Annotated in this window: 1 rRNA gene; it reads left to right on the forward strand. The window is 48.6% G+C overall.

Annotated elements, in window-relative coordinates:
• Window positions 1–123: 123 nt before the first annotated feature.
• Window positions 124–1,380: ribosomal RNA gene (locus GQS57_RS18220) — 23S ribosomal RNA — on the forward strand; the annotation flags it as partial.

Below are 1,380 nucleotides of genomic sequence, written 5' to 3' on the forward strand. Positions count from 1 at the left end.
ATAACGATAAATCAAGCGTTAAACCGGTGGAAGTTCACTTTAACCTAGTGACTTCTATTATCGTAAATCCAGAGAGACACAAAAGCTCTTTGGTATGTGATCCGAAACTATTTTGGGTTATATGGTCAAGTGACCAAGCGTGCACGGTGGATGCCTTGGCAGTCAGAGGCGATGAAGGACGTGGTAATCTGCGAAAAGGTTCGGGGAGCTGATAAACAAGCTTTGATCCGAACATGTCCGAATGGGGAAACCCACCCGCTTGCGGGTATCGTATGGTGAATACATAGCCATACGAGGCGAACCCGGGGAACTGAAACATCTAAGTACCCGGAGGAAAAGAAATCAACCGAGATTCCCTAAGTAGCGGCGAGCGAAAGGGGATTAGCCCTTAAGTTGATTTGGTGTTAGTAGAAGGCTCTGGAAAGTGCCGCAGTAAAGGGTGATAGCCCCGTATACGAAAACACCATTTCAATGAAAACGAGTAGGACGGGACACGTGATATCCTGTCTGAATATGGGGGGACCATCCTCCAAGGCTAAATACTCCTGACTGACCGATAGTGAACCAGTACCGTGAGGGAAAGGCGAAAAGAACCCCTGTGAGGGGAGTGAAATAGATCCTGAAACCGTGTACGTACAAGCAGTGGGAGCGGACTTAGTTCCGTGACTGCGTACCTTTTGTATAATGGGTCAACGACTTATTTTCAGTAGCAAGGTTAAGCACATAGCGGAGCCGTAGGGAAACCGAGTCTTAATAGGGCGTTTAGTTGCTGGGAATAGACCCGAAACCGGGCGATCTATCCATGAGCAGGTTGAAGGTTGGGTAACACTAACTGGAGGACCGAACTCACATACGTTGAAAAGTCTGGAGATGACTTGTGGATAGGAGTGAAAGGCTAATCAAGCTCGGAGATAGCTGGTTCTCCTCGAAAGCTATTTAGGTAGCGCCTCGTATCTCACCATTGGGGGTAGAGCACTGTTTGGGCTAGGGGGTCATCCCGACTTACCAACCCCATGCAAACTCCGAATACCAATGAGTGCAATTACGGGAGACACACAGCGGGTGCTAACGTCCGTTGTGGAAAGGGAAACAACCCAGACCGTCAGCTAAGGTCCCAAAGTTACAGTTAAGTGGGAAACGATGTGGGAAGGCTTAGACAGCTAGGAGGTTGGCTTAGAAGCAGCCATCCTTTAAAGAAAGCGTAATAGCTCACTAGTCGAGTCGGCCTGCGCGGAAGATATAACGGGGCTCAAACTGTACACCGAAGCTACGGATGCTTAATTTATTAGGCATGGTAGAGGAGCGTTCTGTAAGCCGTTGAAGGTCAAGCTGTAAGGCAGGCTGGAGGTATCAGAAGTGCGAATGTTGACATGAGTAACG

It is taken from the genome of Polaribacter sp. 20A6 (assembly GCF_011378915.1).
Taxonomy (GTDB): domain Bacteria; phylum Bacteroidota; class Bacteroidia; order Flavobacteriales; family Flavobacteriaceae; genus Polaribacter; species Polaribacter sejongensis.